General features: G+C 71.2%; 16 protein-coding genes. 9 read left to right on the top strand and 7 right to left on the bottom strand.

Features of this window, described 5'->3' with window-relative positions; all coding sequences use genetic code 11:
* Nucleotides 1-17: 17 nt before the first annotated feature.
* The 4 genes from BJ992_RS02310 to BJ992_RS02295 are packed head-to-tail and all read right to left on the bottom strand — an operon-like array spanning nt 18 to nt 3,833.
* Nucleotides 18-911, bottom strand: a complete 894-nt coding sequence (locus BJ992_RS02310) for a TIM barrel protein (protein ID WP_184978300.1) — start codon at nt 909-911, stop codon at nt 18-20.
* Complete coding sequence (locus tag BJ992_RS02305) at nt 854-1,615, bottom strand: SDR family NAD(P)-dependent oxidoreductase (RefSeq protein WP_184978299.1); 762 nt, start codon at nt 1,613-1,615, stop codon at nt 854-856. The genes BJ992_RS02310 and BJ992_RS02305 overlap by 58 nt, the downstream gene beginning before the upstream one ends.
* On the bottom strand, nt 1,612-2,724 hold the full coding sequence (locus BJ992_RS02300; RefSeq protein WP_184978298.1) for an alcohol dehydrogenase catalytic domain-containing protein: 1,113 nt from the start codon (nt 2,722-2,724) through the stop codon (nt 1,612-1,614). The genes BJ992_RS02305 and BJ992_RS02300 overlap by 4 nt, the downstream gene beginning before the upstream one ends.
* A complete protein-coding gene (locus tag BJ992_RS02295; protein WP_184978297.1) occupies nt 2,721-3,833 on the bottom strand; it encodes an ROK family protein in 1,113 nt (370 codons plus the stop codon). Before BJ992_RS02295 ends, BJ992_RS02300 begins: the two co-directional genes overlap by 4 nt.
* A 106-nt stretch (nt 3,834-3,939) precedes the next feature.
* On the opposite strand from BJ992_RS02295, the gene BJ992_RS02290 reads away from it, so the two are divergent.
* Complete coding sequence (locus BJ992_RS02290) at nt 3,940-5,166, top strand: sedoheptulose 7-phosphate cyclase (RefSeq protein ID WP_184978296.1); 1,227 nt, start codon at nt 3,940-3,942, stop codon at nt 5,164-5,166.
* A gap of 118 nt (nt 5,167-5,284) precedes the next feature.
* Nucleotides 5,285-5,842, top strand: coding sequence for an NUDIX hydrolase (locus BJ992_RS02285; RefSeq protein WP_343072465.1), 558 nt, complete (start codon nt 5,285-5,287; stop codon nt 5,840-5,842).
* Nucleotides 5,843-5,879: 37 nt separating this feature from the next.
* On the opposite strand, the gene BJ992_RS02280 is transcribed toward BJ992_RS02285, so the two are convergent.
* Nucleotides 5,880-6,488 carry a LuxR C-terminal-related transcriptional regulator gene (locus BJ992_RS02280; protein WP_221474655.1) on the bottom strand — a complete coding sequence of 203 codons (609 nt, stop codon included), beginning with the start codon at nt 6,486-6,488 and terminating at the stop codon, nt 5,880-5,882.
* An 892-nt stretch (nt 6,489-7,380) separates the two neighbouring features.
* Here BJ992_RS02280 and BJ992_RS02275 point away from each other — a divergent pair.
* From BJ992_RS02275 to BJ992_RS02265, 3 genes are all read left to right on the top strand, one after another.
* Nucleotides 7,381-8,862 carry an MFS transporter gene (locus BJ992_RS02275; protein WP_221474654.1) on the top strand — a complete coding sequence of 494 codons (1,482 nt, stop codon included), beginning with the start codon at nt 7,381-7,383 and terminating at the stop codon, nt 8,860-8,862.
* A gap of 35 nt (nt 8,863-8,897) precedes the next feature.
* Nucleotides 8,898-10,337: an ATP-binding cassette domain-containing protein gene (locus tag BJ992_RS02270; protein ID WP_184978295.1), complete on the top strand. Its 1,440-nt coding sequence runs from the start codon at nt 8,898-8,900 to the stop codon at nt 10,335-10,337.
* Between the two features lie 105 nt (nt 10,338-10,442).
* Entirely contained in the window at nt 10,443-11,276 is an 834-nt protein-coding gene (locus tag BJ992_RS02265) for a class I SAM-dependent methyltransferase (protein WP_184978294.1), read from the top strand.
* Between the two features lie 85 nt (nt 11,277-11,361).
* Here BJ992_RS02265 and galT read toward each other — a convergent pair whose 3' ends face one another.
* Both galT and BJ992_RS02255 read right to left on the bottom strand, forming a co-directional pair.
* Nucleotides 11,362-12,459 (bottom strand): galactose-1-phosphate uridylyltransferase, encoded by a 1,098-nt coding sequence (galT, locus tag BJ992_RS02260; protein ID WP_184978293.1) that lies wholly within the window; start codon nt 12,457-12,459, stop codon nt 11,362-11,364.
* A gap of 28 nt (nt 12,460-12,487) precedes the next feature.
* On the bottom strand, nt 12,488-13,795 hold the full coding sequence (locus BJ992_RS02255; RefSeq protein ID WP_184978292.1) for a glycosyltransferase: 1,308 nt from the start codon (nt 13,793-13,795) through the stop codon (nt 12,488-12,490).
* A 227-nt stretch (nt 13,796-14,022) separates the two neighbouring features.
* Between BJ992_RS02255 and BJ992_RS02250 the strand changes: the two genes are divergently transcribed.
* The 4 genes from BJ992_RS02250 to BJ992_RS02235 are packed head-to-tail and all read left to right on the top strand — an operon-like array spanning nt 14,023 to nt 18,578.
* Entirely contained in the window at nt 14,023-15,333 is a 1,311-nt protein-coding gene (locus BJ992_RS02250) for a cation:proton antiporter domain-containing protein (protein ID WP_221474653.1), read from the top strand.
* Between the two features lie 46 nt (nt 15,334-15,379).
* Entirely contained in the window at nt 15,380-16,519 is a 1,140-nt protein-coding gene (locus BJ992_RS02245; protein ID WP_184978291.1) for an acyl-CoA dehydrogenase family protein, read from the top strand.
* Nucleotides 16,516-17,997, top strand: a complete 1,482-nt coding sequence (locus tag BJ992_RS02240) for an amino acid adenylation domain-containing protein (protein ID WP_184978290.1) — start codon at nt 16,516-16,518, stop codon at nt 17,995-17,997. Before BJ992_RS02245 ends, BJ992_RS02240 begins: the two co-directional genes overlap by 4 nt.
* Nucleotides 17,994-18,578 (top strand): flavin reductase family protein, encoded by a 585-nt coding sequence (locus BJ992_RS02235; protein WP_221474652.1) that lies wholly within the window; start codon nt 17,994-17,996, stop codon nt 18,576-18,578. The genes BJ992_RS02240 and BJ992_RS02235 overlap by 4 nt, the downstream gene beginning before the upstream one ends.
* The last annotated feature ends 21 nt before the right edge of the window (nt 18,579-18,599 follow it).

The raw sequence follows: 18,599 nt of genomic DNA, 5'->3' as shown, positions 1-18,599 counted from the left end.
CGGAATTTCTCCGACGCTCATCGTGCCGGTGAGCCGGAAAGCCCGTGCCGCGCCGCGGCGGTGCGTGCCCAGGCGAGGTCGGCCGCGATCAGATGCTCCCGGCCGCCGCGGTAGTCGTTCTCCAGCACCAATGCCCGCACGGGGACCCGGTGGCGTCCCAGCACGGCCAATGTGGCATCCAGGCGCCCCTGCCCGCGGCCGAGCGGCGGGGTGTCGCCGGTGGCGGGAGGACCGTCCTTGACATGCACCTGGTCCGCGAGCGCCGGTGCCAGCCCGGCGGTCAGCCCAGCCGGGTCCAGGCCGGCTCCTACAGGGTTGAAGGTGTCCAGAACCAGCCGGAACGCCGGCGAAGCGACCGTCGCCACCAACCGGCAGGCGGCGGCCTCCGGCAGCACATTCTCGCTGGCCAGCACCAGACCGCGAGCGTGCGCCTCCCTCGCGGCCCAGGCCAGCGCGCGTGCCGTCCGCGTGAAAGCGATCGGGCCATCGATAGCGCTGCGGCGGAAACTCGGCACGAAAGCCAGCGGCACGCCGAGGTCGCGCGCGGTGTCCAGCAGCCGCGTCAGCAGCCGGCGTACCCGCGTCTCGGCCGGGCCACCCGGGGGGGCCGGCAACCCGACGTCGTTGAGCACGTTGCCCGCGACAGCGAGCAACCGGACGTTCGCCGCCGACGCGGCCTCACGCAGAACCGCGACCCGGCCGGGAGCGTCGGCCCACTCCCCGCGTCCTGGCCCACCGAACTCGACCTGCATGCCGTCGGCGCCGGCCTGAGCCGCCAATCGCAGCGCGCCGGCGCCGGAAGACGGCAACCGCCACTCGGCCAGTCCGACCATCGGTGGATCGGCCGGCGCGTTCACGTCGTCACCGGCCGGCTCTGCGAGCGCGGCGCGCGATCGCCGGCCGACCACCATGTGCCGTCCTGACCGATGACCAGGCTGTCACCGTGGTGCCGTGACCCGCGGGTCACACCGAGCCGAACCGCCACCTGCGCGAACGCCTCCGGACGCATGTAGGCGGCGTAGTCGAAACCAGCCGGCCTGCGCCTGCGGATCCCCGGGGTGTCGACCATGCCCTCGGGCAGTATCTGCACGATCCGCACGTCCGCCGGGTCCTCCTCCTGAGCCACCGAGTCCAGCAGCGACTTGGCGGCGGCCTTGGAAGCGGCGTACCCGCTCCGGCCCGGCCCGGCGTTGAAGGCGACCTCGGAGGACACCCCGAGCAGCAGGCCGGGAGCCGCACGGCGCAGCGCGGGCAAAGTCGCGGCCAGCGTGAGCCACAGCCCGGTGACGTTCACCTCGACCTGGCGGCGCCACTCCTCCTCGGCGACCTCCCGGAAGGGGGCGCGTCCGGAGCCGTAGTGAACCGCCGAGTAGCACACCAGGTGCAGCGGTCCCGCCCCCTGCTCGGCCAAGACCGCGCGAGCCCGCCCCGTGTCGGTGAGGTCCAGGTGCCGCCAGCGCAGCGAGCGAGCACCGCAGGGCTCGCTGCGGCTGCACACGACGACATCGGCTCCCGCGTCGGCCCACGCCTGCGCGACCGCACGTCCGATCCCGGCCGAACCACCGACCACCAGTGCCCTCCGGCCGCTCAGGGGGCCCTCCAGCAGACCGCTCATCGCCGCTCCCTCCGCTCCGCGCCGATTCGCACCGCGAGCTTCACCAGCCGCCTGCCCTCGATCGTCCGGCCGGCCGACCCGGCCAGCGTGCGCATGACGGCGACCGCGCCGGTGAGGCCGGTCTCGTGGGTCACCAGGTCCCGGTAGCGCCACGGCGCGGCCGTCAGCTCCGCGGCGGCCTCGGCCAGATGCCGGTTCGCCACACCCCGGTGCCCGCACAGCACCACCCGCCGTCCGGTCGCGGTCACCGCGAACGTCATCTCGGGCTCGGCCGGGACACCCGCGCAGTTGGCCGCGCGCACACCTGCCAGGTCGACACCCGGCAGCAGCGGAGTCGCCGCGCCGGCCGGCACTCCGCCGACCAGATCCACCACGTCGGCCCCGAGCGCGAGCACCTTCTCCAGCATGAGGACGGTGGCATCGCGCGGGGTGGCCAGCAGCACGCACATCACTCCCCCCTCCGGCCGGAACCTTTCCAGGTCGCCGGCCTGGAGCAGCACGTCGGCACGGCCGGCGCGGCCGGCGCTCCACGCGAGCCCTGCCGCGGTGTGATGGACGTGCGCGATTCTCGTGCGGCCGAGACGGTGACGCGCCGCCCGGACGGCCAGGTGCCCGACGGTGCCGTCGCCGACGACCAGCAACGTGGCGGGTGCGAACCGGCCGAGCATCTCCAGCGCGTAGCGCGCCACGGCCAGCGGCTCCAGCAGGGCGGCCAGCGCGAGTTCCGGTGTGCGGCCCTCGTCCAGGGGGAGCACCAGTCCGCCGGTGACCGCGGACGCGGGAATGAGCACCCGTTCCTGGAACAGTCCGTCCACGGTATGGCCGAGAAGGAATGAGGGATCGCCGGGGTGGGTGGGGTTGACGACCACCGTGGTCCCCGGCGCCAGGTCCACACCTGGCCCGGCACGGACCACCCGGGCCGTTCCCTCGTGGCCGATGACCGCGGCGGCGTCGTCCCGCAGTCCGCGCAGCATCTGGATATCGGTACCGCACAGTCCGGCCACCTCCACCGCCACGCTGAGCTCGCCGGGCCCAGGCTCGGCGGTGAGCCGCGGCGCCAGGTACGGTGACCCACCGTCGCGGACGATGGCCCGATGTGTGCCGGTCACGACACCCACGCCTGTTCGGCCGCCATCCCCGCGCCGACCAGGCAGTCGGCCTCCCCGCGCGCGCAGACCAGCAGGCGCTCCGCGACCCAGGCCGGGGCCAGTCCGCTGGTCAGGTAGAGGCCCTGGTCCCCGAGGTGCCCCAGCAGCGCCGCCCGATAGTGGCCGCCAAGCGCGGTCGCGACCCCACCGGTGAACGCCACCATGTCCAGCTCGGGATCCAAGCAGAGCGCGGTGCGCGTCACGTCGGCCATCGGCGAGGTCGCCGCGCGCGTCAGCTCCCCGGCCACCGGATCACCCGCGTCCAGCGCGCTGACCAGCGCCTGCCCGAACGGCGCGGGGCCGGCCAGGGGGCCGGCGTCCCAGCCACGCGGGTCGCGGTCGCGCAGCACACCAGCCAGCCGCCGAAGGCCCGGCCCTGAGGAGAAGGACGCCACATGGTTGCTCCCGCCGCAGTCGCAGCACAGCTCCACGGGACCACCCGCGACGGACGTCGCCGCGGGCAGGTGCCCGATCTCCCCCTGCAGCCCGCAGCCGTCCACCGGGATCAGGCCGCTGCGCAGGTCCAGCACACGGCAGGCGACGCCGGTGCTGACCGTGACCAGCAGCAGTTTGCGGCGATCCCGGCCGACCGGCCCGGCCGCCAGATGGCGCAGGGCCGCGGTCACGTCGTTGACGACATGCCAGCGTACGTCGGGCCGGGCCGCCGACAGCGCACCCATCAGGTCGAACGGACGGGTGCAGGCTCCCCACAGCGGGGCGGAGGCGTAGACGGTGCCTGAGCGGTGGTCCAGCGCCGCACCGAAGGACACCCCGGCCACGCCGCCGTGCGGCACGGCCTCGGCCATCATCGCCACCAGCCGCGCGCGCAGTTCCTCCACCGGCCCGGCCGTCCCGTTCGCGACGCTGGGTGTCGGCACCTGCCGGATCTGGCCGAGGCCGCCGTCCCGGCTCCAGGTGGCCCAGCGGAAGTGGGTACCCCCCACGTCCAGCACCACGATCGGCTGCGACACGACCGGCTCCCTCCCGTAGGTGACAGGCCACGCGAGCCTAGGCAGGCGCCACTGGAGCGCCGGTGGACCGTGCGGGTCGAGTTGGATTTGAGCAGCCACGCGGAGGCTCCCTTGTGTCAGCCGCCGTCCCGGCTCCGCCGGGTCCGGCGCCAGAAGGTATTCCACGCGAGCAGACCGCCCGGTGGAGGGCGGGCAAGGGAGCGTCATGCCGGGATCAGCACAGGTCGACCACACGGCCGAGCAGGGGCTGTTGGCCTCCGACGGGGCGTCCGGGCCGTGGTGGCGCCTGACCACCAGGCAGCCGGTGAGCTACGAGGTGCGGGTACACCCCGGTCTTCTCGATCCGGCCGACCCGACCCTCGCCGACGCCGGAGCGCCAGAGCAGCCGAGGGTGGCGCGCCGCCTCGTCGTCGTCGAGAGCACGGTGTACGAGTTGTACGGCCAGGAGATCAACGCGTACTTCACCGGGCAGGGAGTGCGGCACGAGATCCTGGTGATCGAGGCACACGAGCAGGTCAAGACCATGGACACGGTGATGACCGTGGTCGCGGCCATGGACGCGTTCGGCATCGTCCGCCGGGCCGAGCCGGTGATCGCCGTCGGCGGCGGCGTCCTGACCGACGTGGTCGGGCTGGCCTGCAGTCTCTACCGGCGCGCGACCCCGCATGTGCGGGTGCCGACCACCTTGATGGGCATGGTGGACGCGGGTGTCGGCGCCAAGACGGGGGTGAATCTGGGCCACCGCAAGAACCGCCTGGGTGCCTACCACCCGGCCGTCGCCACGCTGATCGACCGGCGCTTCCTGCACACGCTCAGTCGCCGGCACATCGCCAACGGGCTCGCCGAGATCCTGAAGGTCGCCCTGGTCAAGGACGAGGCGCTGCTCGAACTGCTGGAGGCACACGGCGAGCGGCTCATCGCCGAGCGGATGCAGGCCCATGGCAGCATGGACGACGGGGTGTGCGCGGAGGAGGTCATGCGCCGGGCCATCCAGGGCATGCTGGCCGAACTCCAGCCCAACCTGTGGGAGCACCGGCTCAGCCGGCTGGTCGACTACGGCCACTCCTTCTCCCCGGCCATCGAGATGCAGGCGCTGCCGGAGCTGTACCACGGGGAGGCAGTGAGCGTGGACATGGCGTTATGCACGGTGATCGCCCGGCGGCGAGGCTGGCTGACCGGGGTGCAACAGGAGCGGATCATGGAGGTGATGCGCGCGATGCGGTTGCCGTCCTGGCATCCGGTGTGCAGTCCCGCGCTGATCGGGGCCGCGCTCCAGGAGACCGTACGGCATCGCGACGGTCACCAGCGACTGCCGCTTCCGGTCGGCTTGGGACAGGCACGCTTCGTTGAGGACCTGACCGGTCCCGAACTGGACGCCGCGCTGGCCGAACTGCGCCGCCTCGGTCATCTCAGGAAAGACATCGCCGTCTGAGGGATGGCCTCCCCGCCACGCGGCGGAGTTCGCGACCGGTGTTCCGCGCGCCTGCGCCGCGGCGGCCCGGGACGTACGCTGGTGCGACGGAGATCACCTACAGTGCCCGGAGGTAGGCGTGCAGAGGGTCCGCTCGCGGCTGGTGTACCAGAACGCCTGGATGTCGGTGCGCGAGGACGATGTCGAGTTGCCGGACGGTTCCATCGGCCTGTACGGCGTCGTCGACAAACAGGACTTCGCCTTGGTCGTGCCTGCCGAGAACAACGGGTTTCATATCGTCGAACAGTTCCGCTACCCCGTCGCGGACCGGTTCTGGGAGTTCCCCCAAGGTTCCTGGCCGGCTGAGGACGGCCACGCGGCGCAGACCCCCGGTCCTGATCCGGCGTCGCTGGCGGCGGCCGAACTGCGGGAGGAGACGGGGCTCGTCGCGGCCTCGTTCCAGTACCTGGGACGAGTCCACGTCGCCCACGGTTACTCCAGCCAGCGATGCCACGTGTTCCTTGCGGAGGGCTTCACCCAGGGGCGTCCGCAGCGCGAGGCCACCGAGTCCGACATGCGCCAGCGCTGGGTGAGTGAGGTGGAACTGGACCGGATGGTGGTGGAGGGCCGGTTCGTCGACGCGCTGTCGCTGGCCGCGCTCACGCTGCTCGACCGGATCCGGCGCGCGGCGCGCTGACGGTCCCGCGTACGCGGGTCAGGCGGCACGCGCCGGTTCAGCAGGCGTCGGGCAGCACGGGGTCGACCGCCGGGAGCAGCCATCCGGACTCGTCGGCGATGCGGATCGCGTCCACGCGGTTGCGGGCCTCCAATTTGGTGACGATGGTCGCCAGGTAGTTGCGCACGGTGCCGACCCGCAGGTCCAGACGCTTGGCGATCTCGGTGGGCTCGGCACCCGCCGACACCAGGACCAGGACGTCCACCTCACGCGGGGTCAGCGGGTTCGGCCGCGCGTTGAGCGCCGCGATGGCCAGCTCCTGGTCCACGATCTGCTCACCCGAGGCGACCACCTTGATGCCGTTCACCAGGTCGCCGGCCGGGGAGTCCTTCAGGAGCAGCCCAGAGGCGCTGGCCTTCATCGCGCGACGTAGCAGTTCGGGTGACTTACGCGCCGCGATCAGCAGCGTACGGCAGGCGGGCATGTGCCGGTGCAGATCGGCCGCGACGGTGATCGCCGACCCGTCGGTCATGTCGGCGTCAAGCACGACCACGTCCGGACGGCAGCGCTGGGCCGTGCGCAGCACGGTCTCCGCCCGGTCGGCCTCGCCTACCACGGTCAGGTCGGAATCCATTTCCAGTATCGCGGAGAACGCGTCCCGGATCATTTGCAATTCCATCGCCAGCATAACGCTGAACATCCGCTCCCCCACCACGTCGATATGAGCCGGCACCCGAGCGCTCGACAGCCTGAGGTCGACCCCCATCTCGATTATCGACACCCGCGCCGGCCCAGCACTTCGTGGGCCGCGTACACCGTCCGTGAGCATATCCGGTGACAGCGCACGTCGGCGTGGCGGCCGGAATCGATGTTCTTGATACGAATATGAACCGGCCCGGTAATTGCGTCTGTCATGCCTGTCCATGATCTGATGCGAGACTAGATATAGGACGCATCGATGTCAACCCGCCATGACTGAAGTACTTCGCCCTTGTCAGATGAACATTTTCGGATGACCGTAGTCATTATGTCGGTATTGAACGGCACGGGCCAACGTACTTACACAGGGTAACCGCGTGATGATATGCCGAGTTTCCGCCTGACGGACGATCAGTAGAGCGACCAGGCGGCATGGCGGGATCTGTGTTCTTTTTGTGGTCAGTGGGAGTGGGTCACCTCCGGAGAATTTCGTTATCGGAAGATGCCGGCGGGACGACCGCCATCCACCGGACCTTCCTCCAGAACTGTTCCGTGCAGGGCCACCCGGTTCACGGCAGCCGACCTCCGTCCCGTATCGACATCCGATCTTCAGGAATTCCCCGCGGCGCCTGCGCCATGGAGAAGATCCACGGGCCGCACGCGGGTCCGCCGCACGCAGGCACCGGCCCGGAGGCTGTGGGGACCTCCGGGCCGGCAGCCAGGCGAGGCGTCCGGAGCCCGGTGAAGGCCCCGTGCCGACACGTACGGCGGAACCGATTGCGTGCCTGGAACACAGCCTAGTACGTTGATCGATGACTCGACCAATGTTCGATTACCAGTCCAACGTTCTAGGAAGCCACATGGAGATTACCCAGGGGTCCCCGCCGGCGAGCGCGCCTCGAGCGACGGCGCGCTGGTGGGCCTTGGCGACCGCCGGTGCAGCGCAGCTCATGGTGGTTCTGGACTCGACGGTGGTCAACATCGCGCTGCCGTCGGTCCAGTCCGATCTCGGCCTGTCGGACGCGGCGCGCGGATGGGTGGTGACCGCCTACGCGCTGGCGTTCGGCGGGCTGCTGCTGATCGGCGGCCGGGTGTCGGACCGGTTCGGGCAGAAACGCGCCTTCATCGGCGGCCTGGTGGGGTTCGCGATCGCCTCGGGGATCGCCGGGATGGCCTCCACCGCGGACCTGTTGTTCGTCGGCCGCGCCGCTCAAGGAGCCTTCGCGGCCGTTCTGGCCCCGGCGGCGCTGTCGCTGATCTCCACCATGTTCGTCGAGCCGCGCGAGCGCGGCATGGCCTTCGGGGTGTTCGGCGCGCTCACCGGTGTGGGTGCCGCGGTCGGACTGCTTGTCGGCGGGCTGCTGACCGAGTACCTGTCCTGGAACTGGTGCCTGCTGATCAACCTGCCGATCGCTGCTCTCGTCCTCGCGCGCGCGGTCCTCCTTCCGTCCGACGCACCCGCGTCCGGCGCGATCTCACTGGACCTGCCCGGGACGGCGCTGAGCGTGCTTGGCATGCTCGCCGTCGTGTTCTCCTTCTCGGACATGGCCGACCACGGCTGGTCCGACCCGGTGGTGCTGGCCGTGCTGGCCGCCGGGCTGCTGTTGATGGTGGGGTTCGTACTCCACGAGAGGCGCACCACGCGTCCGCTGCTTCCGCTGCGGGTGGTGAGCGACCGCACCCGCGCCGGGGCCTTCCTCGTGCTGGGCCTCCCACAGATCTCCATGTTCGGTTTCTTCCTGTTCCTCACCTATTACCTGCAGGGCGTCCTCGGCTACAGCCCACTGCGAACCGGGCTGGCGTTCCTGCCGCTGTCGCTGGCCATCGGCATCGGTTCCACCGCCATCAGCGGTGTACTGGCACCCCGGCTGTCCCCACGCGCGATCATCGTCCCCGCGTTGCTGATGATGGCGGCCGGTATCGCGCTCATGATCGGCCTCGGTGCCGGAGGGCCCGGTGTGTACCTCACGCGTCTCCTGCCCGCGGAACTCCTCATCGGCCTCGGGCTGGGATGCGTGATCGCCCCGGCCATCAGCATGGCCACGGCCGGGGTGGATCCCGACGACGCGGGTGTGGCCTCGGCCACGGTCAACGTGGTCCAGCAACTCGGCGGGTCGGTGGGTACCGCGCTCCTCAACACGATCGCCACCGCCGCCGCGGGCACCTACCTGGCCACACATCCCGGCGCGACGCTTCGCGCCACCGTGCACGGGTTCGACATCGCGTTGATCGTCGCCGTCACGGTCGTCGCCGTGACGGCGCTGATCGCCGCGGTCATGCTGAGGACGCGCCGGCCCGCCGTCGCACCAGGGCCGGAGGCCTCCCGAGAAGGGCTCTCCTAGTGGGAGACGTGCGCGTAACCGGCCTTTCCTATGCCATGCCCGACGGACGTCCCCTGCTGGCAGGGGTGTCGTTCCACGTCGGTGAGGGTCTCACCGCCGGATTGGTCGGCCCGGACGGTGCGGGCAAGACGACGCTGCTGCGGCTGATCGCGGGCGATCTGCGGCCCGCCTCCGGCCGGATCGGCGTCCACGGCGGCATCGGCTTCATGCGCCGTTCCACCGGCGCGGCAGGCGGCCACCGTACCGTGCGCGACATGCTCTTCAGCATCGCTCCACCCAAGGTGCGGGCCACCGCCGCCACCTTGGCCGCCGCCGAGGCGTCCCTGGTCACCCGCGACGACGAGAGGACCCGGACGCGCCACGCGCGAGCGCTGACCGACCACTATGACTCCGGTGGGTACGAGCTGGAAGCGATCTGGGACGTGTGCGCCAGGAACGTGCTGGGCCTGCCCTTCGAGCAGGTGGCCGACCACGCACTGACCACGCTGTCATGCGGCGACCGCAAACGGCTCGCGCTGGAGACGCTGCTGCACGGGACCGAGCAACTACTGCTGCTCGACGAGCCGGACGACGGTTTCGACGTGCGCGGCAAGGAGTTGCTGGAGGACCAGCTCCGTGTCAGTCCCAAGACGATCCTTCTGGTGTCCCGGGACCGCCAGCTCCTGGCCAACGCCGCCAACCGCATCATCTCGGTGGAGAACGGCGGCGTGCGGGTACACGTCGGCGGGTACGCCACGTTCGCCGGCAGCCGGGGGGTCACCCGCCGGCACGGCCTTCCGGGTACGCGGCCTTCCTCGCCCGCGCGGCACGGCGAGCGCACGCTCGCCTGCCGCCGCCTGGCACTCACCGGGCTGACCGAGCCGTTCGAGCTGGTGGCCCACCCCGGTGAGCGAATCGCCGTGGTCGGCCCCAACGACACCGCCAAGTCGCTGTTCCTGCGGCTGATCACCGAGTCGGCCGGTCCGCGCGAGCCCACGATCCCGTTCACAGGCGTCGTGGACCTGAGCCCAGGCGTGTGGCCCGGTCACTTCACTCCGGGCGGTGTCCGTCCCGACCTGGACGGCAGGAGCGTGGGTGACATCGTCGCCGGCGACTACCGGCTCGGCCGTGACGAGGCCATGGCGGCACTCGACCGTTACGCGATGGCCAACGCCTGGCGTCAGACGTTCGACACCCTGACGGTCGGCCAGCGCACCCGATTACAGATCTTGCTGCTCGAACTGGCCCACGCCGACCTGCTCCTGCTCGACGAGCCCACCCGCGATCTGGACACCGTCAGCGCCGACGCACTGCAGCGCGCCCTGCGCGACTTTCCCGGTCCGATCGTCGCGATCACCAGCGACCGATGGTTCACCGCCGACTTCACCCGCTACCTGCACTTCGCCGCGGACGGCCGGGTGCGGGAGGTCGGCGCTCCGGTGTGGGAGCCGGTAGGCGACGGCGGCCGAGCGCGCGGTCAGGACGCGGACTGTTAGGCCTACGGACAGGTGTCGTGACCCACGTGTTCAAGCTCGGCTCGAGTCCACGTCCCTAGCGTGCGGGGGAGCCGTGTACCCCTCCGACATCGAGGTTGACGACTCATGAGCCGACAGACCGCAGACGAGATCGGGAAGTTCTACGACGATGTCACCGACCCCTACGTCCAGGCGTGGGACGGGAATCTCCACATGGGCTACTGGGAGACGCCTGACGCCGCTCCCTCGATCACCGAGGCGACGGAGCGCCTGACCGGGGAGGTCATCAGCGCGTTGCGGGCGGACCCGGGCGATCGCGTCCTGGACGTCGGGTGCGGGATCGGCAGGCCCGCGCTGCGACTGGCCCGCGAGCGCAAGGTCGACGTCGTAGGCGTGTCGATCAGCGAGCAGCAGATCGAGATCGCCAACGCGTCCCTGACCAGCGTCTCGCTGCCGAGCCGGGTGTCCTTCCAGACCGCCGACGCCATGGACCTGCCGTTCCCCGACGCGTCCTTCGACGCGGTCATGTGTCTGGAGGTCCTGCACCACATGCCCGACCGGGGCCGTGCGCTGAGGGAGATCGCCCGGGTGGTGCGCCCCGGCGGGTCGGTGGTCATCGCCGACTTCGCGCTGCGCGCCCCGGTCCCCGAGCGGCACCGAGATCTGGTGGACCGGTTCTCCGCCGCCTGCAACCTGGTGACGCTGACCGAGATCGACGAGTACGCGCGCGAGTTCACCGTCTCCGGACTGGACCTGACCGAGGTCATCGACATCAGCGACCAGGTGCGGCCGTCCATGTCGCAGCACGCCGCCGCCGTCCGCGCCGCCCGCGGGACTCTCGGGCCGATCGTCGGCGCGGACCGGCTGGAGGAGATGGCCGGTCTGACCGACCGGTACGCCGCGCTGCCCGAGTTCGGCTATGTCGTGCTCAAGGGCAACGGCCGGCTGCGGAGCGGCTGACGCTCCACCCGGGAGTCCTCCGGCCGGCGCGCGCGGGCCGACCGTCACCCGGCCGGCCCGCGCGCGTTCACGTGCCGTGGGCTCCTCAGCCCAGCTCGCGCAACCGGGCCGCCGCGGCCTCCGGCGCGATCTCGTTGACGTACACATCCATGAGCAGCTCGGACCCGGCCAGGTGCTTGAGCTTGACCGGGCTGCGGCGCACGGTGAACAGCTCCAGGTGCAGGGCGAAGTCCTCGGGTGCCGCGACCGGGGCCTGCAGCCAGGCGGAGATGTACGGTACGGGGCCCGGCTCCGCGCCGAACAGCCTGTCGAAGCGGCGCAGCAGGTCCAGGTAGAGATCGGGGAACTCGGCACGAGCGTCGTCGTCCAGCGCCGTCAGGTCCGGCACCCGCCTGCGCGGGTACAGATGCACCTCGTAGGGCCAGTGCGCGGCGTTCGGCACGAACGCCGTCCAGTGCCGTCCCTGGATCACCACCCGCTCACCGCGCGACTCCGTCGCCAACAGGTCGTCGAAGAGATTGCGGCCGGTGCGGTCCCGATGAGCCGCCACGGCGGCGAGCACGCGCTCGGTGCGCGGGGTGACGAACGGGTAGGCGTAGATCTGACCGTGTGGGTGTACCAAGCTCATGCCGGTCTCCTTGCCGCGGTCCTCGAACAGGAACACCTGCTCGACACCCGGCGTCCGCGACAGTTCGGCGGTGCGGTCGGTCCACGCCGCAAGGACCAGCGCGACCTGGGCCGGCGGGAGGTCTGCGAAGGAGGCTTCGTGGTCGGAACTGAAGCACATGACCTCGCACCGGCCCGCGCTCGGTGCCGACTCCCAGTGACGGCCCGGCGCGCGCAGGCCCTGGACGGCCCTCAGCGCGTCCGGGCCGCCGTGCCCCGTGAGGGAGGGGAAACGGTTCTCGAAGACGACCACGTCGTAACCGGCCGCCATGATCTCGCTGTGCCCGGCCGGTGACGGACACAGCGGGCATTCGTCGGACGGTGGCTGGTAGGTGCGTCCCTGGCGGTGTGCGGCGATCAGCACCCATTCGCCGCGCAGCGGGTCGTAGCGCACCTCCGAGGTGGTCACGGCCCGCGTGGCGTAACGCGCGTCGACCTCGTCCCGTGCCACGTCGTCGCGGACGTCATAGTAGATGAGCCGGCGTCCGTCGGGCATCTGGGTCACGGTCTTCTTCACAACCGTCTCCTTCGTGTCGTGGAGGTGCTCAGCCGTCACCGGAGAAGCGGCCGTCGGTCAGGGCGAGTCGTTCGATGAGCCGGACCGCCTGTCGCGGCCCGTCGTGCCTGCGGTACTCCTCGCGCACCGTCTGGGCCCGCCGGCGGTAGGACGGCTCGGTCAGTACCGTGTCGACGGCCGACCGCAGCCCGGCGGCGGTCAGCGCCTGCCGCCGCAGACCTATGCCGACCCCGGACCAGGACACCCGGGCCGCCACCTCGTGCTTCTCCTCCGAGGCCGGCGCGACCACCAGCGGGACACCATGAGACAGCGCGGTGTTCACCCCGCCGTACCCGCCGTTGGTCACCATGACGTCCACGTGGGGCAACAGCTCGAAGTGGGGGACGAAGCGCTCCAGCCGGACGTTCGCCGGCAGCGGACCGAGGCCGAGGGACTCGGGTGGGACGCCGGTGGTGGCCACGACCAGCACGTCCATGTCACCGAGCGCTCGCAGCGCCGGCACCAGCAGCCGGTCGGCGTCGTTGGCGACGGTGCCCTGGGTGACGTGCACGACCGGGCGGCCGCCGTCCAGCTCACCCCACCAGGCGGGCTTGTCGAACCCCTGGGGTGGAGGGCCGACGAACGGGCCGACAAAGTGTGTCTGCGGCAGCATGTCGCTGCGCGGGTACTCGAAGGACGGCACCGTACCCATGAGGTACAGATCCGGCGGGTCCACGATGTTCTCGAACGGGCCCTTGGGGATGGGCCGCAACCCGGCGCGCGACCGGGTCACATCGGCTTCCCTGCGCAGCTCCCGTAACGGGCCGAGCAGATTGCGCGAGGCCACCTTGAGCACGCGGTTGCGCAGCCGGCCCGCCGGCGAGGAGCTCGGCGGCAGGCCGAGGCCCAGCGGCGCCGTGTCGCGGCTGCCGAAGATGTAGATGGAGGTGGCGACCCAGGCGATCGGCACGCCACGGCGTTCGGCGGCGAAGCAGGCCCCGAAGATGGTCTCCCCGGTGACGATCACGTCGGCTGGGTACTCGTCCAGGACCGCCAGGATGTCGATCATCTGCCCGTAGGCCGGGCGGAAGAAGATGTCGCGGAAGGCCGCGGTCATGCTGGCGACGCCGGTGAGCCCGGCGTGGTGGGGGAACGCCTCCTCCCGGGTCTTGCCGCCCCAGTCCAGGCCATGGCGCATCGGCACGTATTCGGCGCCGGTCGACTCGACCTTTCCTCGGAACGCTCGTCCGGTGTACCAGCGCACGGTGTGCCCGGCCTGGACGAGAGCACGGGCGACCTCCACCATGCCGTTCACGTGGCCCTCACCGGGGGTGGTGGCGACCAGGATCCGCCGCATTCGGCTCACTCCTCTCCTTCGCGGTGTCCACCGGCGGCGTGACGGCCGCCTGCGAGACACATGTATGCGCCTCCGGTGGAAGTTGCCTCGAATCGAAGGCCCGGCGCCTCGCTTGACCGGATCTCAAGCACGGTCGCGGAGAGTCGCGCCGAGGCCGCACCGGTCGCCTGGGGCCGCGCACCGCACCGGGTGACCGACGAGGACTCCGGACAAGACAGGGAGTTGCCGTGTCAAAGCCGCAGGACGCGGAATGGCAGATCATGACGACGCTCGCCGGCATCGGACTGATCCTGCTGGTCGTGACCGGCGTCGTCCTCCTCGCCCGACGGTTGCGACAGCCGGCCGTGATCGGGGAGATCATCGCGGGGATCATGCTCGGTCCAAGCGTGCTGGGACTGCTGCCCGGCGACCTCACCGAGGTGGTGTTCCCGCCGGCGCTGCGCTCGCACCTGTCGGTGGTGGCACAGGTCGGCGTGCTGTTGTTCCTGTTCGTCGTCGGCTGGGAGTTCGACCCGTCCTCGTTGCGTGGGCGGCGGCGCAGCGTCGGCCTGATCTGGCTGTCGTCGATGGTCACGCCGATGCTGCTCGGCCTGGCGCTGGCCTGGTGGCTGTACCCGTCGTACAACGTGGTGGACGGGAAGCGGATCGCCATGCCGGGGTTCGTTCTCTACTTGAGCGTCGCGATGGCCGTCACGGCCTTTCCCGTGCTGGCCCGGATCATCGCCGAGCACCGGATGCAGGCCACCCGGATAGGGACGATGGCGATGGCGATGGCGGCCGCCGACGACGTGATCGCCTGGTCGGCGCTGGCGGTGGTCGTCGCTCTCGTGTCGGCCACCGGCCTGAGTGGTTTCGGCCTGGTGCTGGCCTGGTCGTCGGTCTACGTCGCCGGCATGTGGTGGGTGGTACGCCCCCTGCTGGCATACGCGTACGAGCGCACCGGCCCGTCCTCCCGGCCGTGGCTGGCCATGGTGACCACCGCCGGGGTGCTGCTGTCCTCGTACGCCACCTCGTTGATCGGCATCCACGCCATCTTCGGGGCGTTCATGTTCGGCCTGGTGATGCCGCGGCCCCCCACGTCGGTGCTGAGGTCCGCCGTGCAGGCTCCGCTGGAGCGGGTCGCGGTGCTGCTGATGCCGGTGTTCTTCGTGGTCACCGGGCTGTCGGTGGACCTGACCCGGCTCACCGGCATGACCCTGCTGGTCACGCTGGCCATCGTCGCGGTGGCGTGCCTGGGGAAACTCGGCGGGGTGGCGCTGCCGGCCAGGCTCAGCGGGATGAGCACGAATGCCTCGGTCGCGCTGGGGCTGCTGATGAACACCCGTGGGCTGACCCAGCTCGTGATCCTCAACGTCGGCCTGGAGCTGGGGTTGCTCAACAACCAACTCTTCAGCGCCATGGTCGTGATGGCCGTGGTCACCACCGCCATGGCCTCTCCCCTGCTGACGGTGATGCTGCGCCGCGCCGCCGCCTCGCCGGCCGAGCCGGACCTGCGGATCGACGCCGGGATGCCGGTGTCGGCCATGTCGGTGCGCTGACCGCACCGGAGAAGACCGCACGGAGAAGCGGAGAACAGGAGGCACGGTGGACTTCGGCTGGACCGGGGAACAGTCCGCGCGCTATGACGACCTGCTGGCGCGGGCCCGGGATCTGTGCGCGCGCACGCACACCGCGGAGCCGTTGGGCGGCGCGCGGGAGAGCTGGCTGGGGCTGGGCACCTTGGGGGTACTCGGCGCGAGCCTGCCGGTCGGCTACGGCGGGCTGGGGCTCGGCGCGCTGGACACCGCACGCCTGTTCGAGGCGCTCGGCCGCGCCTGCCCGCACACCGGGCTGGTGTTCGGGGCGAGCGCACACCTGTTCGCCTGCTCGATGCCGATCGCCGAGTTCGGCGCCGCCGAGCTGCGCGACCGCCTGCTGCCCGGCCTGATCTCCGGGGCCCTGGTGGCGGGCAACGCGATGACCGAGGAGGACGCCGGGTCGGATGTGTCCCGGCTGGCGGGCACAGCGCGGCGGGTGGACGGCGGCTGGGTGATCAGTGCCGAGAAGTCTTTCGTCAGCAACGGCCCGATCGCCGACGTGTTCCTGACCTACGTCACCACCCACCCTGAGGCCGGGTATCTCGGGCAGACGGCGTTCGTGGTGGACCGGAGCGCCGACGGCGTCCACGTCGGCCCCCCGATGGAGAAGATGGGGCTGCACGACTGCCTGGCGGGCCGGGTCCGCTTCGAGGACTGCTTCGTATCCGACGAGCGGGTGCTCGGCGAACCAGGGCAAGGCGGCCCTATCTTCCAGCGGTCCATGGACTGGGAACGGGCCTGTCTGTTCGCCGGTTACCTGGGGCTGACCGACCGGGTCCTCGAGCAGGTCACCGGGCACACCCGTGACCGGCGCCAGTTCGGCGCGCCTATCTCCCGCTTCCAGGCGGTGTCACACCGGATCGCCGACATGGTGCTGCGCGTGGAGAGCTCCCGCCTGCTGCTGTACCGGGCGTGCTGGCTGATGGACCAGGGTGAACCGGCGACCCTGGCGACCGCCCTGTCCAAGCTCTCGGTGTCGGAGGGGGTGCTCCAGAGCACCCTCGACGCCGTCCGCCTGTTCGGCGCCCGCGGCTACCTGCGCGGCGACGGCGTCGAGACGGCGCTGCGGGACGCGATCCCCTCAGTGATCTTCTCCGGCACCTCGGACATCCAACGACAGCTCATCGCGAGGGAGCTCCACCTGTGAAGCTGCACCAGTTGCTCATCGACGCCGCTCGGCGGCGACCCACTGCCGTCGCCGTCCACGACCGGACCGGACCCGCGACCTATCACGAGCTCGACGAGCTGGCCGGCCGGTACGCCGCGGCGCTTCGGCGGCTCGGCGTCCGCCGGGGCGACCGCGTCGTGGTGTGGTCCGGCAAGAGCACCGCGGCGGTCGCCGTGACCCAGGCCGCGCTGCGCCTCGGCGCCGTGTACGTCCCGGTGAGCGGCACCAACCCGGTGCTCCGGCTCACCGGGATCGCCGCCGACGCGCGGGCCGCGCTGATCGTCGCCGACGAGGACGGCGTCCGGCGCGCCGGCGCGTCCGGGGACGGCCCGCCGGTGACCGCGCTGGCGGACCTGGCGGACCTGGCCGGCCATGAGGACGCCATCGGGACCAGGGATGAGTCCGGCGCGGGCGACGACCCGGCGTACATCCTCTACACCTCCGGTTCCACCGGCAGCCCCAAAGGGGTGTGCCTGAGCCACCGCAACGCGCTGGCCTTCGTCGACTGGGCCGTGCGGGAAGTAGACGTGCGGGCCGGCGACCGGCTGGCCAACCACGCGCCGTTCAACTTCGACCTGTCGGTGTTCGATCTGTACGCGGCTTTCGCGGCGGGTGCGTCAGTGCACCTGGTACCCGAGGAGACGGCGTACGCTCCTGAATCGCTCACCGCGTTCCTGTACGAGCGGGACATCACCGTGTGGTACTCCGTGCCGTCGGCGCTGAGCCTGATGATCCGTGAGGGCGGCCTGCTGGACCGGGAACCGCCGCCGCGGCTGCGCGCGTGCCTGTTCGCCGGGGAGCCGTTCGCCCCGCGGCACGTGCGTGCGCTGCGGGAGCACTGGCCCAAGGTCAGGCTGCTGAACTGGTACGGCCCGACCGAGACCAACGTGTGCTGCTCCCATGAGGTGACCGGCGAGGATCTGACCGGCGACCGGCCACTGCCCATCGGCCGCGCGTGCTCGGGAAACACGGTGGAGCTCGATGCGGCCGACGCCGACGGCGTCGGCGAGATCGTCGTGTCCGGGCCGACCGTGATGCGCGGCTACTGGGGACGCGCGCCGCAGGCGGGGCCGTACCGCACCGGCGACTACGGAAGACGCGGCGCCGGGGGCGAGCTGCACTTCGTCGGCCGGCGCGACGACCTGGTCAAAGTGCGCGGCCACCGCGTCGAGCTCGGCGAGATCGAGGCGGCGCTGGGTTCCCTCGGCTCGGTGGCCGAGGTCGCGGTGCTCGCGGCCGGCGAAGGTGTGCGCTCGCGCCTGCACGCGTTCGTGGTGCCCGCACCGGGCCGGCGTCCTTCCCTCTTGGAGGTGAAACGCCGGTGCGCGGAACGGCTGCCGCCGTACATGATCGTGGACCATCTGCGGGTGCTCGACGCGCTGCCACGAACGCCGAACGGCAAGACCGATCGCGTACGCCTGCTCGCGGCCACGCAGGAGCGGGAGGATGGCCGATGAGCGGCTGGGAGGTGTTCCCGATGGCGTTCATGGAGAGCGACCCCGGCTGGATGGACATGTTCCCCACCTCCGGCCGGGACGTCACCGGCCGGGGATCGCCCTCGGTGGACGCGCAGACCTTCCGCGCCGTCATGGGGTCGTTCGCCAGCGGCGTCTGCGTGACCACCACCGTCGACGCCGAGGGACGGCCGCGCGGTTTCACCTGCTCGGCCGTGTGCAGCGTGTCGGCGGACCCGCCACTGCTGTTGTCCGGTGTGAGCAGCAGGAGCGGCACGCTCGCGGCCGTGCTGGACCGCGGCCGGTTCGCGGTCAACATGCTGGGCCGGGACGGCCGCCGGGTGTCGCAGATCTTCGCCTCCCCCGTCGCCGACAAGTTCGACCGGGTGCGGTGGAGCCGCGGCCGGGTAGGCGGCATGCCCGTGCTGGACGGCATCGTCGCCTACGCCGAGTGCGAGCTGGACCAGACGGTGACGGCGGGCGATCACACACTCCTGGTGGGCCGGCTCATCGGCGGCGGTATCGGCCTCGACCGCCACCCGCTGGCCTACTGGCGAGGCGGCTACGCCGAGGTGCTGCGCTGACCCTGTGCCACGACGTGAGCG

The sequence above is a fragment of the Sphaerisporangium rubeum genome, assembly GCF_014207705.1.
Taxonomy (GTDB): Bacteria; Actinomycetota; Actinomycetes; order Streptosporangiales; family Streptosporangiaceae; genus Sphaerisporangium; species Sphaerisporangium rubeum.
The sequence above is the reverse complement of the archived record's forward strand: the minus strand, read 5'-3'. Positions and strand labels throughout refer to the sequence as shown.

What these genes read in the sequence shown, in the direction of transcription:
- BJ992_RS02310 (WP_184978300.1), bottom strand. Translation starts at nt 911, where the DNA reads ATGGTGGTCGGCCGGCGATCGCGCGCCGCGCTCGCAGAGCCGGCCGGT.
- BJ992_RS02305 (WP_184978299.1), bottom strand. Translation starts at nt 1,615, where the DNA reads ATGAGCGGTCTGCTGGAGGGCCCCCTGAGCGGCCGGAGGGCACTGGTG.
- BJ992_RS02290 (WP_184978296.1), top strand. Translation starts at nt 3,940, where the DNA reads ATGCCGGGATCAGCACAGGTCGACCACACGGCCGAGCAGGGGCTGTTG.
- BJ992_RS02280 (WP_221474655.1), bottom strand. Translation starts at nt 6,488, where the DNA reads ATGATCCGGGACGCGTTCTCCGCGATACTGGAAATGGATTCCGACCTG.
- BJ992_RS02275 (WP_221474654.1), top strand. Translation starts at nt 7,381, where the DNA reads ATGGAGATTACCCAGGGGTCCCCGCCGGCGAGCGCGCCTCGAGCGACG.
- BJ992_RS02270 (WP_184978295.1), top strand. Translation starts at nt 8,898, where the DNA reads ATGCCCGACGGACGTCCCCTGCTGGCAGGGGTGTCGTTCCACGTCGGT.
- BJ992_RS02265 (WP_184978294.1), top strand. Translation starts at nt 10,443, where the DNA reads ATGAGCCGACAGACCGCAGACGAGATCGGGAAGTTCTACGACGATGTC.
- BJ992_RS02255 (WP_184978292.1), bottom strand. Translation starts at nt 13,795, where the DNA reads ATGCGGCGGATCCTGGTCGCCACCACCCCCGGTGAGGGCCACGTGAAC.
- BJ992_RS02235 (WP_221474652.1), top strand. Translation starts at nt 17,994, where the DNA reads ATGAGCGGCTGGGAGGTGTTCCCGATGGCGTTCATGGAGAGCGACCCC.